Below are 14,328 nucleotides of genomic sequence, written 5' to 3'. Positions count from 1 at the left end.
ATGGGTGTGTCGCGGCCCCCCCCCCCCGGCCCTCCCCCTCAAGGGGGGAGGGGGCGATGGAGCCGCGTCAACCAGAACGTGAAAAATCTAGCTCGTGATGCGTGTTGTTGTTGTGGTGTCGAAGAGGTGGGCAGACTGCGGGTGGACGGTGAGGGTGATGGGGTCGCCGGGATGGGCGATGAGGCGTTGGCGGAGGAGGACCGAGACCTTGTCCTTGCCGAGATTGACGACGATGAAGGTTTCCGAACCGGTGGGCTCGATGCTCGAAATGGTGCCGGTGAGCCCCTGCCCGTCGGTGGAGAGCGAGAAATGTTCGGGGCGGATGCCCAGGGTCACGGCGCGGCCATCAAGTGACGCGGTGGCTGCATCGAGCGCCAGGCGGGTGCCGCTGGCGGTTTCGAAGAGCATGGCGCCATCCACAGAGCGGACATGGCCTTCGAGGAAGTTCATGGCGGGCGAGCCGATGAAGCTGCCGACGAACATGTTGGCGGGGAAGTCGTAGAGGTCGAGCGGGGTGCCGAACTGTTCGACCACGCCGCCGCGCATGACCACGATGAGGTCGGCCATGGTCATGGCCTCGATCTGGTCGTGGGTGACGTAGATGGTGGTGGTCTGCAGCCGGGCATGCATGTCCTTGAGCTCGGCGCGCATCTGCACGCGCAGCTTGGCGTCGAGATTGGACAGCGGCTCGTCGAAGAGGAAGACCTGAGGCTGGCGGACGATGGCGCGGCCCATGGCGACGCGCTGGCGCTGACCGCCGGACAACTGCTTGGGATAGCGGTGGAGATAATCGGTGAGGCCGAGGATGCGGGCGGCCTCGCCGACGCGCTGATCGATCTCGGCCTTGGGCTGGCGCGCCAGGCGGAGCGAGAAGCCCATATTTTCGGCGATGGTCATATGCGGATAGAGCGCATAATTCTGGAACACCATGGCGATGTCGCGGTGCTTGGGCTCCACATCGTTGATGACGCGGTCGCCGATGGCGATCTCGCCCCGGTCGATATCCTCGAGCCCGGCAATCATGCGCAGCAGGGTGGACTTGCCGCAGCCCGAGGGGCCGACCAGCACCACGAAGGCGCCATCGGGAACGGCGATATTGACGTCCCAGATGATGTCGGTGGGGCCGAAGGACTTGGCAACGTTGCGGATGTCGACGGCAGCCATTTATGCACCTGTGTCTGGATTGGAGAGGCGGCCCGCGCCGAGGCGCTGCGCCACATGGATGGCCGCCAAGAGGCTGAGGCCGGTGTGATAACCCGGATCAAGATCGGGCGTGGCCGGGACATAATCGACCGGGCCGGTTTCGGTGAGTGTCTGATAGGCCAGCGCCGGTTCGCCGCGCCAGAAATGCTGGAAGAAAGCAGCATGGGCGGCTTGCCAGATGGCGAGCACCTGCGGGTTGGCGGTGCGCTCGTAGCAGAGGCCGGCGGCGCGGATGGTTTCGGGGAGCGACCACCATGGGCAATAGGGGCTTTGCGGCGCGCCATCGGCGACCGCAACCGCGAGGCGAATACCGGGGCCATGAAAGCCGGCCTTGAACGAGGCGATGAGGACGGTCTGCAGGCGCTCCAGCGTGGCTGTGTCGAGGCTGTCCGGAAAGAAATCGAGGGCGAAGCCGACCAGCTCGATGCCGTGACCGACATTGCAGGCATCGCCGCCGGGGACGTTGCGCAAGAGGCCGGAGGCGGGATCGAAGTGGTGATCGAGCACATGGGCGACGAAGCGCGGGGCGAAGTCGGCGGCGTCGGGGCGGCCGATGCGCTTGAGAAGGCCGGCGGCGCCGAGCAGGATCATGCGCGGGCCGAAATCGTCCGGCTGCTCGGCGAGCGCGGCAGCGCTCAATTCGCGCTTCTCGTCCATCTGGAAGCGGCCGGTTTCGATGGCGGCGACCAGGGCGGGCAACTGGGCAATATAGGCGTCGCGCGTCTCGGGGCTGTCATAGCGCGCTGCGGCGGCGATGAGGCCCTTGAGCACGAAAATCTCCGAATAGGTGAAGATATCGGCCGGGCGGGACTGGGGCGATGTGGAGCCGTCCTTATGGGCGATGACCGGATTGAGATCGGCGTCGTAGCAGAAATAGGCGTTGATATCGCGGGCCCAGAGGGCGGCGAGGCGGGCATAGAGACTGCGCCCGGCGGCGTCGATCTGCTGGCTGAGCGCCGGATCGCTGTCGGCGAAGAAGGCGGCGTGTTCGGCCAGCGCTTCGAGCCCCCTGCCCTGAATCCAGCCATAGGTATAGGCGGGACCGCGCAGGCCATCGGCGGCGGTATAGTCGGCCAGCGTGATGCTGTTCTGCTTACTGTTGAGAAAGCCGCCCAGGCTGGGGCGGGCCAACAGCCAGCGCATGGTGCCGGCATTGGCCTCGATATAGGTGCGGCTGGCCTCGGCGAGGAAGGGGTCGGGTCTGCCGCTCATTCCTTGAGGCCCGTGCTGGCGACGCCCTGCACGAAATTGCGGCGCAGGATGACGAAGAGGGTGATCGAGGGGATCAGCACCAAGGCCGAGGCGGCGCTGAGGCGGCCGAGATCGACGGTGAAGCCGGTCTGGAACAGGGCCAGGCCCACCTCGATGGTGTAGGCCTCGCGATTGGTGGCGACGATCATCGGCCAGGCAAAGGCGGTCCAGGCCTGGAAGAAGGCGAGGACACCGAGAGCCCCCAGCGCACCGCGCAGCAGCGGCAACACGATGCGGAAGAAGATCCAAAGCTCCCCTGCCCCATCGATGCGCGCAGCCTCGATGAGCTCGTCGGGAATGGAATGAATGACGTTCTGGCGGATGAGGAAGATGCCAAAACTCATCACCAGATAGCCGAGGAGGAGGCCCCAGAGGCTATTGAGGATGCCCAGGCTCTGCGCCTGGAAATAGAGCGGGATCATATAGACCTCGAACGGCACGATGGCGGTGGCGAGGATCAGGGCGAAGATCACGCTGAGGGAGCGATATTTGAACTTGGCGAGGATGTAGCCGGCGATCGAGGAGGTGGCGAGAATCGCCAGGGTCGACAGGACGGCGAAGAGGATGCTGTTGAGAATCCAGCGCAGCAGCGGGGTATCCTGCAGCACGGCGGCGAAGTTGTCGGTGGTCGGATTTGCCGGAATGATGGTCGGCGGCCAGGCCAGCATTTCCTGCGGCGTCTTGAAGCCGTTGGAGACGAGGAAGACCAGCGGCAGCAGCATGAGCAGGCTGAAGACCATCAGGATCACGTCGATGCCGCGATCGACCAGCATGCGCTTGAGGCGGCGGCTCTTGCCGGTTTGGGTGGTGTTGCGCGTCATGCCCGGCCCCTTTCACGCAGCAGCGAGAACTGAATGAGGGTGAGCACCAGCACGATGAGCAGCAGCACCACGGCCTCGGAGGCGGCATAGCCGACGCGATAATTGCGGAAGCTGTTTTCGAGCATGTCGAGCACCAGCACGCGGACCTGCCGGCCCGGTGCGCCCTGGGCGTCGGAGGCGAGCACGAAGGCCTGGGCATAGACGTTGAAGCCGGAGACCAGCGTCACCACGGACACGTAGAGGGTGATGGGCTTCAGCATCGGGATGGAGAGGAACCAGAAGGATTGCGGGCCCGAGGCGCCGTCGAGCTTGGCGGCCTCATAGAGCGAAACCGGCAGGCTCTTGAAGCCGACCAGATAGATCAGCACGGCATAGCCCAATGCTTGCCAAGAGCAGAGCACGATGACGCTGATGACCGAGAGCGTCGGATCGAAGAGCCAGGCCTGCGGCTGGATGCCGAAAAAGCTCAGCAGCGCATTGAGCGGCCCGAGGCGGGCGTCGAAAATCCACTTCCAGGCCATGGCGGCGGGAACCAGCGACACGACATGGGGCAGGAAGATCGCGGTTTCGTAGAAGCCGGAGGCGCGCGAGCGGGTGCGGTAATGGATGAGCGCCGCCAGCACCATGGCTGTCGGGATGGTGATGATCAGCACCCCGAACGCAATGATGGTGGTGTTGAGAAGCGCCTCGTGGAACAGCCTGTCGCCCATCAGCTCCTGGAAATTGGCCAGGCCGATGAATGGCTTGTTCTTGGACAGGATGTCCCATTTGTGCAGGCTGAGACGCAGGGTCTCGACAATGGGGAACATGCGCAGCCAGGCAAAGATCGCCAGCGTGGGCAGGATGGCGAGCATGGCGAACAGCCATCTCTTGCGCCGCAGCATTGTATTCTCCGCTGATGGGTCCGGGAGGGCGATACCCTCCCGGATCGTTATGGTTGGGGCCGAGAGCGGGTTTTACTTGGCGAGGAGGCCTTCGCGGTCGAGCAGACCGTTGATCTCGTCCTGCATGGCAACCAGCACGGCGTCGATCGCGGCATCATCCTCGGCCAGGGCCGGATTGGCAAAGGCTTCGGTCAGGCGGGCGGCGGTGCGGGTGAGGATTTCTTCCACCGGACCGATATTGGGCAGGGAGAAGAATTCGTAGCTATCAGGATAGTCGACGAAGGCGGCCAGGGCCGGCTTGGCTTCGAGGATGGCGCTGTAATCCAGCCCGGCGCGGTTGGGGAGCCAGCCGACATTGTCGAGCAGCCAGAGGAGGTTTTCCGGCTGGTTGGTGGCCTCGGCAAAGGCCCAGGCAGCCGCCTCCTTTTCGCCCTCGCCGGTGACCCACAGCGAGACCGGGGCAACGATGGAGCCGCGCGGCAGGGTGGCGGTAGCATAGGGCAGATCGGGCGCCTTGGCGGCGATATCGCCGATGACCCAGGACTCGCGGATGAACATGGCGGTCTGTTCACGCTCGAAGGCTTCCGCATCGGCCGGCATCTCGACCGTGACGGTCTTGAGCGTGTGGACGTTCACCAGATACTGCTTGAGCGCGGCGCGGCCCTGTTCATTGGCGAAGTCGGCCTTCCAGAGACCATCGGCGTTCTGCTCGACCAGGTTTTCGCCATACTGGAACATGTTGATCCAGAACTTTTCGGCAATGCCCTGGCCGCCGCCGGAGAGGCGCAGGCTCCAGCCCGAGACGGTCGGGGCGCCATTGGCGTCGCGCTGGGTCAGCTTTTCGGCATAGTTGGTGTAGTCCGCCATATCGGTCGGCGGGGTGGTGAGGCCGGCAGCCTCGAACATTTCGGTATTGTAGTAGAGCGCGCTCTGGCCGCGGAACAGTGGCACGCCATAGACGGTGCCATCATAGCTGGCGGAATTGCGGAAGAACTCGTTGAAATTGGCGGTGTCATTGACGAAGGCGGCGACATCGTCGGGCGCCTTGTTGAACAGTTCGTTTTCGAGATAGCGGGTGGCGGTCGAGGTGCCGAGCTCGATGACTTCAGCGGCTTCGCCGGAGGTCAGGCCCAGTGCCAGGCGCTTTTCGTGCTCGCGCAGGGCGATGGCCTCGACCCGCACGGTGAGATCGGGGAATTCGGCCTTGAGGCCCTCGGCGACGTGCTCATAGAACGGCGCCAGTTCCGGATAGCCGCTCCAGACGCGGATTTCCTGTGCCGACACACTGGTGGCAGCTAGGGCGGCACCGCCCAGAAGCGCCAGCTGGATAGCGTTCAACCGCAGGCTGCGGCCCTGCTCAAATACGCGTTTCATCATTGTTTCCCTTTTGTCGTCCGTTCCCTACAGGCGATAAGCAAGTTTGTTATGCAACCGGTTGCGCTGTCAAGTGGCGTTGTTGCAGCAAGGTGCGTGCCGCCTCGGCCAAAGCCTCGGCGGAACCGGGGGCGAAGGCGCCGGGCATGCCGATAAAGCGGTGCGCTTCGCTGACTTCGTAACCGCCAAAGCGGTATTCGCTGGCCGGCGGAATGTAGCCGGGATTGCCCTCGGCATAGGCGAGGACGAAGGCCGGACGATCCGGTACGGCGCTGCGCACCGAAAGCCCGGTTTCGCTGAAAATTTCACCCGGCATGGCCACGATGGGCACGCCGCACCAGTCGAGCAGGCTGACGCGGGCGCGCCAGAGACCGGGCGTGACGGTGGCGAAGCGCTCGGCCCATTCGACCCAGTGGGTCAGGAGAATGGCGCGCACCGGCTCGGCAGTGGGCAGTTCGTTACGCCACTGGTGGGCGAGGGTTTCGAGCGGCGCCTCTTCGAGCCGGGTCAGCTGGAGATCGAGCTCCTGATGGGTCGAGCCGACCGGGCCGTGCATCGGGCGCTCCTCGGCCATTAGCGCCGCCTCGGCAATGCGCCTGCCGAGGCGCTCGGCGGTGGCAAAGGTGCGCTCGGCATTTGCGGCAAGGGTCCAGGAGGCCTGGGCGGTGTGACCTGTATTGGCATCGCCGCAGCAACCGGTCAGGAAAAGCGCCGTTGCGCCGGGATGGGCCGCTTCCAGCGCTTGCCTGACATAGAAGGGATAGTCGGCGGTCATCTGCAGATTGTCGGCGGCCAGCACCACCGGGTGGCAGGCATAGGAGGCCATGATCGCGATGCAGCGCCCGTCTTCCGCCCTTATGCGAATGACCGGCACGGAACGATCGAGCGGGCCATCGGCATGACGGCGGTTCCAGGCGACAGCGGGATCACCGCCCATGCCGGCATGGAGGGTGGCCGGCTGGCGGGTCTCGGCGGCAAGGCGAATGGCTTCGACGGCACCGTCTTCCATCTGTTTGAGGAAGGCCGGATCGGCATCGCGGCCAAGACGGCCAAGCATGGACACCGGCGCGCCATGGGTGTGCGTCGCGGCGACGATGACATTGTCCTCGGGCAGACAGCACCGCCGGCGGATGCGCGCGGCCATGTCTTCATGCAGGCCAATGACATCGAGCACGACCACAGCCGTATCCTCGACCACGAGAGCGCGGGCGGTGAGCGGGTCATGGGTGCCGGTGGATGGCTGGGTGCGCGCGGCAAAGCCGGCCAGCAGCAGTCCGGGTGACGGGGTTATATCGACAGTGGCGACGCCGGCACGGATCATGGCAGCACCTTCTGGCCAGCGAGGAAGACATCGACGATGCCGAGCTTGAAATCGCCCGGCGACCAATGAAAGCGCGTGATATCGGCGCGCGCGCCAAGCACCAGCTTGCCGCGATCACCGGCAAAGGCGCCGGGATTGGCACTGGCGAGACGCAGGGCATCGGGCAGCGAGAGGCCCGCCGCGTCGATGGCGAAGGCAATATTTCGATCCAGCAGGTGCCCGGCTCCAGCAAGATAAGGCGTGCCGGCGACGCTGAGGCGCCCGTCCGCGGAAACATCGACCTCGCCGCCGATGGGCGTGCGATAGCGGCCCGGCTTTTGCCCGCCCAGGGCGGCAGCGTCGGAGACCAGAATGGCACGGTCGAGCGTCTTGGCGCGCAGCATGGCCTTGAGCGTGGCGGCGGGAAGATGGTGGCCATCGGCGATGAAGCTGGCGGTGAGCCGATCATCGGCCAGTTGCGACCAGATGAAATTGGGATGGCGTGGCAGCAGGCTCGCCGCGCCATTGCCGAGATGGGTGGAGAGGCGCGCGCCGGCAGCGGAGGCGGCAGTGATCTGTTCGGGCGTAGCGCCGGTATGGCCGATGGAAACCAGCACGCCCTGGGCAGAGAGAGCGGCGATATAGGCTGGCGCCTCGGGGTAGTGCGGCGACATCGTCACCATGCCGACCAACCCCTCGGCGGCCTGTTGCCAGAGCGCGAATTCAGTGAGGCTTGGGGCGCGGACATGCTCAAGCGGATGCGCGCCACGCGGACCATCGGCGGGATCGAGCGAGGGGCCTTCGACATGAATGAAAGGGATCATGGCGGCCAGCATGGGGCTGGCTTTACGGGCGGCTGCGATGTCGGCGATGCCGGCGCAAAGTTGGGCCTGACTGGCGGTGATCAGCGTCGGGGCAAAGCTGGTAGTGCCGGCGGCAAGGAGCAGGCGCGCCAGGCTTTCCAGCGTCTCGCGGCTGGGCGGGCCGTCATTGAGATCGTGGCCGCCATAGCCATTCACCTGCAAGTCGACAAAGCCGGGAGAGAGAAAGGGCGCGTCGGCGCCAAGCGCCGTGGACTCGATGGCGGAGACGAGGCCATCAGCGACGGTGACCGCGATCCCCTGCCCCGTGGCCGGGTCGCGTCCAATGATGCGGCCCGCTTCGCTCATAGCCAGCGCACCCGATCGCGGAAGCGGGCGAGGAAACGGCCATTGGCCTCATCGCCGCCCGGCGCATTGCCGCTGCGCCAGATCGGCGGCTCGACGCCGCGCTCGGCCAGCTTGGCCACGGTGCGGATCACGAGGCAATTGAGGGCAAAGGCATTGGCGAAGGTGGAGACTGCCGCAATGTTTTCTGTGACGCCCGGAACGGTAACCAAGGCATCACCAATCGGCACCTTGGTGTCGATGGCGATATCGACGATATCGTGCAGGTTCTGCTTGGTTGGATGGCGGGCGGGGTGGGTGGCGGCGCTGCCATTGGCATGGCCATGGGAATTGAAACCGATGAGGAAAGCACCGCGCTGGCGAGCGGTGATGGCGGCATCGATGAGCGCGGAATTGATGCCATAGGCATTGGTGAGGATCAGCAGATCCCCCTCGCCCAGGCGCTGATCGTCGATCACTACCTTGCCATAGCCGGGGGTGCGCTCGATGGCCATGGAGCGCAGGGCCCCGTTGGAGAGCAGCGTGCCCTCGTCGAGAATGGCGCTGACATGCATGAGGCCGCCGGCACGGAAGAAGATTTCCTGCGCCGCCAGATTGGAATGGCCACCGGGGCCATAGACATGCACCAGGCGGTCGGCGGCGACCTGATCGGCGACGCGGCTGGCGGCACGATCGAGCGCATCGCGCTCATCGACCAGAATGGACTGCATCAGCGCCGTGACATCGGAGAGATAGCCCGCGCAGAGGGCATCGGCATCAATGGTCTCAGGCATCGGGGTTGGACTCCGTATCGAGATAGAGCGTGCAATCAGGATGCTGGCGCAGGATCGAGGCCGGGCACCTGGTGCTGATCGGATCGTATAGTGCGGCGCGCACGGCGTCGCGCTTGAGGCTCCCGGGCACCACACAGAACAGCTTTTCGGCGCGCATCAGGCGCGGCACGGTGAGGGTAATGGCCTGTTCGGGCACATCCTCAAAGCGGGGGAAGCAGTCGTCATCGACCTGCTGCTGGCGGCAGTCGTCGTCGAGGACAACGATCTTGACGTCGAGCGGATCGGCGAAGTCGGCAACCGGGGGATCGTTGAAGGCGATGTGGCCATTGACGCCAATGCCGAGGCAGATGATGTCGATTGGCGCTTCGGCCAGCAGAGCGGCATAGCGCGCGGCGGCGGCGGCGGGATCGGGCTCGGGGACGATGCGGTGCACCTGGTGGAAAGGCACGCGGTCGAACAGATGTTGATCCAGCCAATGGGCAAAACGCTCGGGTGCCGCCGGGGCGAGGCCGATATATTCGTCCATGTGGAAGGCGGTGACGCGGGTCCAGTCGAGATCAGGGGCACTGGCGAGGGCGGCGAGCACTTCGGACTGACTGGGTGCGGCGGCAAAAACCATCCGCACATGGGGCTTGGCGGCGAGCGCCTGGCGCAGCGCCTCGGCAATATCGTGCGCGGCAGCAGCCCCCATGAGATCGCGGCTTTCGAAGACCCGGACATTCATCTGCCCGGCCTGACGCGTGGCGGTTGCGGGGGAAGTTGCTAGCGACGTCACGGAAACCCTCCAAACTCCGGCGGCCCATCCGGCACACTCGGACGCAGCATTTATGTTATGCAACCGGTTGCACGTCAAGCGGCTATGCTTACGCCCGTGATCATGGCATGAGAAGCAGACGCGACGGGGGTGGATGGGCATGACGCAGCGACGGACGAGGCCGACGATCAATCAGGTCGCGGAAGCGGCTGGCGTGACCAAGTCGAGCGTTTCGCGCGCCTTTACCCGCCCGGAAATGCTGAGCGCCGACACGGTGAGCAAGATCTTTGCCGCCGCCGAAAAGCTCGGCTATGTGCCCAATCACACCGCCCGGGCCCTCAGCACCGGCCGCCACGGCAATATTGCGCTGATCGTGCCGGATGTCGCCAATCCGTTCTTTCCGCCGTTGATTCGGGCGGCGCAGGCCGAGGCGGATCGCTCGGACTATTGCGTTTTTCTGGGCAATTCGGATGAAAACCCGCAGCAGGAAGACAAGCTGATCGGCCGCTTTGGCGGGCAGGTGGAGGGCTTGGTACTCGCCTCCTCGCGCCTGGGGGACGAACAAATCGTGGCGCATAGCACGCGCCGTCCGCTAGTGCTGATCAATCGCGACGTGGAGGGCATTCCCCGCGTCCTGATCGATAGCGCCACCGGCGTGGCCGAGGCGGTGGAGCATCTGGCGGCGCTGGGCCACAAGCGACTGGTCTATGTCAGCGGCCCGCATGGGTCGTGGTCGAACAAGCAGCGACGCAACGCCGTCCGGCGCTCGGCGCGGCAGCTGGGGATGGAGGTCAGCGTCATTTCCAACGAGTATGCGGCCTTCGAATCCGGACGGCGGATCACCGCCAATGTGCTGGCCACCGGCGCTACCGCCGCCATCGCCTTCGACGATTTGACGGCGCAGGGCATGCTGGCGGAATTGCTCGACCGAGGCATTTCGGTGCCCGAGCAGTTTTCGGTGGTCGGCTGCGACGACGTGCTGGGGGCGGCCACCTACCCTGCCCTGACCACCGTTTCCAACCGCTCGGTGGAGGCCGGCAAGACGGCGCTGACGCTGTTGATCGACATTCTCGAGAACAATGCCATTCGCGATGTGCGCTATGTGCTCAATACCAGCCTAGTGGTGCGCGGCACGACCGGCCCCGCGGCCGGCTGAGGAACGAATGGCGCGGTGGTGCCGTTGCTGTCCGATCTCCCGGGAACACAGGCCATGGCATCACGCTCGTTCTGGAAAGGCTATCTCAAACTTTCGCTGGTCACCTGTCCGGTCTCGATGACGCCGGCTACATCGGACAGCGAGAAGGTGCGGTTCCACACGCTCAACGCCAAGACCGGCAATCGCGTGGTCAGCCAATATGTCGATGCGGTGTCCGCCAAGCCGGTCGACAAGGATGACGAGGTCAAAGGCTATCAGCGCGGCGAAGACGACTACGTCATGCTCGAAGACGACGAGATCGATGCGGTAGCGCTGGAAAGCACGCGCACCATCGATATCGAGAGCTTTGTGTCGCGCGATAGCATCGAGTGGATATGGTACGACACGCCGCATTATCTGGCGCCCAACGATCCGGTGGGCGAAGAGGCCTTTGCGGTGATCCGCGAGGCGATGGCGACGACCGGCACGGTGGGGATTTCCCGGCTGGTGATGTATCGGCGCGAGCGCGCGGTGATGCTGGAGCCGCGGGGCAAGGGCATCGTACTGTGGACGCTGCGCTATGGCGATGAAGTGCGGGACGAGGCCGACTATTTTGCGGGCATAGGCAGCGGCAAGTCCGACGCCAAGCTGATGACGATGGTCACCAAACTGATCGACGCGCGCACCACCGCATGGGACCCGAAGATGGTCGATGACCCGGTGCAGGACAAGCTGCTCGATATCATCGCCGCCAAGAAGAAGGGCAAGCGCATCGCCAAGCCCAAGCAGAGCGCGGAAGAACCGGCGAGCAATGTCATCAATATCATGGACGCACTGCGCAAGAGTATTGGCGCGGAGACGGGCAAGACGCGGTCGCGATAGACAATCTGAGTGCTCTTTTGCCTCCCTTGCCCGTGAGGTGCAGGGCTATCGCATATGGGTTTGGGCGTGCTGCCCCCCTTCCCAACCTCCCCTTAAAGCAGGGGGGAGGAGTTGCATCGCGTGATGGGCAAAGGTTAGCCAAGGGCGTCAGCCCGTCGCCCTATCTGGGAGGCCCTCGGATCAAGTCCGAGGGCGGAGCTGTGGGAGAGAGGCAGTCGGTGGATTGGGAGAGGCGGTTACCTGGCCTGGCGCTTTGGCGGAGCGAGAGGTTTGGCGGCGGTGTGGAAGTCGGACCAGGGGTCGGATTTTAGGGCGGCGAGGCGGGTCGGGGTGTTGAGGACGGTGAAATAGTCCGGGCCGATAGCGGGGCTCAGCTCGTCCCAGGCCAGGGGCATGGAGACGGCGGCGCCGGGGCGGGCGCGGGTCGAATAGGGGGCGACGGCGGTCATGCCGCGCTGATTGCGCAGATAGTCGATGAGGATTTTGCCACGCCGTTTTGACTTGGTGATGGTCGAGACATAGTGGTCTGGACTGTCTGAAGCCATGCTGTCGGCGATGGCCTTGGTGAAGGCCTTGACCTCGGGCCACTTTGCCTTGGGCTTGAGCGGCGCGACGACGTGCAGACCCTTGCCGCCCGAGGTTTTAACAAAGGCTGCCAAGCCTGCATCGGTCAAGCGTTGCCGAACCTCTTCGGCTGCGGCGATGATCGCCTCCCAGCCGACGCCATCGCCGGGATCGAGGTCCATGTTGATGGTGTCGGGCTGTTCCCAATTGGCAATGGTCGAGCCCCAGGGGTGGATTTCGAGCACCGCGGACTGCACGAGGCCGATCAGCCCATCGAGATCGTTGATGGCGATCAGGGGCGCGGCGTCCTTGTCTTTCTCCTTGGGATCATTGACGAGGACGATATGCTTGTTGAGCCCCTTCCAGGCATGCTTCTGGAAGAATTTTTCGCCGGTGATACCGCTGGGGCAGCGCAACAGGGCCAGCGGACGGCCGACGATATAGGGGGCCATGAAGCGCCAGACTTCCGCGTAATAATCGGCCAACCCCTCTTTCGTCACCCCGGCGTCGGGCCAATAGACGCGGTCGGGATGGGTGAGCGTGACGGTGCGACGCGGGGCCTTTGCCATGTCGGATTTCGCCTTGGGGACCTCTCGGACAATCTCGCTTGCCGGCTTGTCCTCGCGCAAGCCACGAAAGGCGGCGTGGCGCAGATGGCCGTCGGCCGTCCAGGCGCGGAACTCGACCTCAGCGACGAGCTCGGGGCGGACATAGCGCACCTGACGCGCCTGTTCGGCGGTGAGTTTTTCGGCGAAGGGACTTTCGGAGACGCGCTGCCGGTTCAGCCGCTTGAACACATCCGCGGCGACAGTGGCGGAAAAGCCGGTGCCAACGCGGCCCACATAGTCGAGCCGGCCCTCATCGTAGACGCCCAGGACCAGGGAGCCGATGGCCTGTCGGGAGGTTGAGGACGGCACATAGCCGCCGATGACAAATTCCTGGCGTGCCGAACATTTTGACTTGATCCAGCCCTTGCTGCGCCCGGAGCGATAGGGCGCATCGCGGAGCTTGGAGATGACGCCTTCCAGGCTGAGGCGGCAGGCATGGCGCAGCACCAGCCCGCCATTTTCTTCGAAATGTCCGCTGAAGCGCAGGAGCCCCTGCCCCGCCCCGATCAACTGTTCGAGCATGGCTTTGCGCTCGATCAGTGGCAGCGCGCGCAGATCATGGCCGTCGAGAAATAACACATCGAACGCGTAGAAGACGAAGCGATCCATCCGCCCTTCGCTGAGATCGGCCTGCAGAGCGGAGAAATCGGAAGCGCCAGCGCCGTTTTCGACCACCAGCTCGCCGTCGATCAGCCCCGAACCGAGGGGGAGCGACTGGAGCGCCGAGACCACGTCCTTGCCGAACTTTTTCGTCCAATCGTGGCCGCTGCGGGTGAGGAGTTTCACCCGGCCGGCCTCGATGCGCGCTTGCAGGCGATAGCCATCGAACTTGATCTCGTGCAGCCAGCGCTCGCCCTGAGGCGGCGCGGCCATGAGCGTCGCCAATGTGGGTTCGACGAAATCGGGGAGTGCGGCTTTCCTGGCGCCCTTGACGCAGGCGGGATCAGGAAGCGTGGTTTCGGGCTCGGGCTCTATGGGTGACTTGGAAGATTTTCGCGCGGCGGATTTGGTGATCTTGCCGGTCTTCGACGACCAGCCGGGCGCTTCGCCGGCAACATCCTTGATATCGCGCCCGGTTTTGACCGATTCCGGGCGCTCCTTGAGAATATCGGGCTGGTCGGGCGTTCGGGCTGCGTCGTCCTCGCCCTTGATCAGCAGCCAGTTTTCCCGCTTTTCGCCGGGCTTGCCGTGCATCTTGACCAAGTGCCAGTGGCCGGAGAGCTTTTCGCCCTTGAGCTCGAATTCGAGATGCCCCTTGGCATAGCCCTTTTCGGGATCGTGGACCGGCGTCCAGGTGCCACGGTCCCAGATGATGACGGTGCCGCCGCCATATTCCCCTTTGGGAATGGTGCCCTCGAAGGCGTTATATTCGAGCGGATGATCTTCGACATGGACGGCGAGGCGTTTTTCCGTGGGCACGAGGCTAGGGCCACGGGTAACGGCCCAGCTTTTCATCACGCCGTCCATTTCCAAGCGCAGATCGTAGTGCAGACGCGTGGCGTCGTGTTTCTGGATGACAAAGGCATTGCCCGCTTTGCGGGCCTTGCGGCCCTTGGGCTCGGTGGTGGATTTGAAATTGCGTTTTTGCCGATAGGTGTCGAGCGTGGCCATGA

Annotated in this window: 12 protein-coding genes; 2 read left to right on the top strand and 10 right to left on the bottom strand. The window is 64.5% G+C overall.

Annotated features, from left to right (window positions below; genetic code table 11):
• Nucleotides 1-87 precede the first annotated feature (87 nt).
• From DEVEQU_RS18585 to DEVEQU_RS18545, 9 genes are all read right to left on the bottom strand, one after another.
• Entirely contained in the window at nt 88-1,164 is a 1,077-nt protein-coding gene (locus DEVEQU_RS18585; RefSeq protein ID WP_126152101.1) for an ABC transporter ATP-binding protein, read from the bottom strand.
• Complete coding sequence (locus DEVEQU_RS18580; protein ID WP_126152100.1) at nt 1,165-2,415, bottom strand: AGE family epimerase/isomerase; 1,251 nt, start codon at nt 2,413-2,415, stop codon at nt 1,165-1,167.
• Nucleotides 2,412-3,275: a carbohydrate ABC transporter permease gene (locus DEVEQU_RS18575; protein WP_126152099.1), complete on the bottom strand. Its 864-nt coding sequence runs from the start codon at nt 3,273-3,275 to the stop codon at nt 2,412-2,414. The genes DEVEQU_RS18580 and DEVEQU_RS18575 overlap by 4 nt, the downstream gene beginning before the upstream one ends.
• Entirely contained in the window at nt 3,272-4,159 is an 888-nt protein-coding gene (locus DEVEQU_RS18570; RefSeq protein WP_126152098.1) for a carbohydrate ABC transporter permease, read from the bottom strand. Before DEVEQU_RS18570 ends, DEVEQU_RS18575 begins: the two co-directional genes overlap by 4 nt.
• A 72-nt stretch (nt 4,160-4,231) precedes the next feature.
• On the bottom strand, nt 4,232-5,533 hold the full coding sequence (locus tag DEVEQU_RS18565; protein ID WP_223214288.1) for an ABC transporter substrate-binding protein: 1,302 nt from the start codon (nt 5,531-5,533) through the stop codon (nt 4,232-4,234).
• Nucleotides 5,534-5,582: 49 nt separating this feature from the next.
• Nucleotides 5,583-6,854 (bottom strand): neutral/alkaline non-lysosomal ceramidase N-terminal domain-containing protein, encoded by a 1,272-nt coding sequence (locus DEVEQU_RS18560; RefSeq protein WP_126152096.1) that lies wholly within the window; start codon nt 6,852-6,854, stop codon nt 5,583-5,585.
• A complete protein-coding gene (locus DEVEQU_RS18555) occupies nt 6,851-8,002 on the bottom strand; it encodes an N-acetylglucosamine-6-phosphate deacetylase (RefSeq protein WP_126152095.1) in 1,152 nt (383 codons plus the stop codon). The genes DEVEQU_RS18560 and DEVEQU_RS18555 overlap by 4 nt, the downstream gene beginning before the upstream one ends.
• A complete protein-coding gene (locus DEVEQU_RS18550) occupies nt 7,999-8,772 on the bottom strand; it encodes a sugar isomerase domain-containing protein (protein ID WP_126152094.1) in 774 nt (257 codons plus the stop codon). Before DEVEQU_RS18550 ends, DEVEQU_RS18555 begins: the two co-directional genes overlap by 4 nt.
• Nucleotides 8,765-9,463 (bottom strand): 6-phosphogluconolactonase, encoded by a 699-nt coding sequence (locus DEVEQU_RS18545; RefSeq protein WP_126152102.1) that lies wholly within the window; start codon nt 9,461-9,463, stop codon nt 8,765-8,767. The genes DEVEQU_RS18550 and DEVEQU_RS18545 overlap by 8 nt, the downstream gene beginning before the upstream one ends.
• A gap of 223 nt (nt 9,464-9,686) precedes the next feature.
• Here DEVEQU_RS18545 and DEVEQU_RS18540 point away from each other — a divergent pair, with 223 nt between their 5' ends.
• Nucleotides 9,687-10,682, top strand: a complete 996-nt coding sequence (locus tag DEVEQU_RS18540; protein WP_126152093.1) for a LacI family DNA-binding transcriptional regulator — start codon at nt 9,687-9,689, stop codon at nt 10,680-10,682.
• A 54-nt stretch (nt 10,683-10,736) separates the two neighbouring features.
• Complete coding sequence (ku, locus tag DEVEQU_RS18535; protein ID WP_126152092.1) at nt 10,737-11,543, top strand: non-homologous end joining protein Ku; 807 nt, start codon at nt 10,737-10,739, stop codon at nt 11,541-11,543.
• Nucleotides 11,544-11,779: 236 nt separating this feature from the next.
• Here ku and ligD read toward each other — a convergent pair whose 3' ends face one another.
• The gene (gene ligD, locus DEVEQU_RS18530; protein ID WP_126152091.1) at nt 11,780-14,326 is read right to left on the bottom strand and encodes a DNA ligase D; all 2,547 of its coding nucleotides are present in this window, start codon (nt 14,324-14,326) and stop codon (nt 11,780-11,782) included.
• Nucleotides 14,327-14,328: the final 2 nt, after the last annotated feature.

Origin of the sequence: Devosia equisanguinis (assembly GCF_900631955.1) — a bacterium.
Lineage (GTDB): Bacteria > Pseudomonadota > Alphaproteobacteria > Rhizobiales > Devosiaceae > Devosia > Devosia equisanguinis.
Note: the sequence above shows the minus strand (reverse complement) of the source record. Positions and strands in the feature narration are given on the sequence as shown.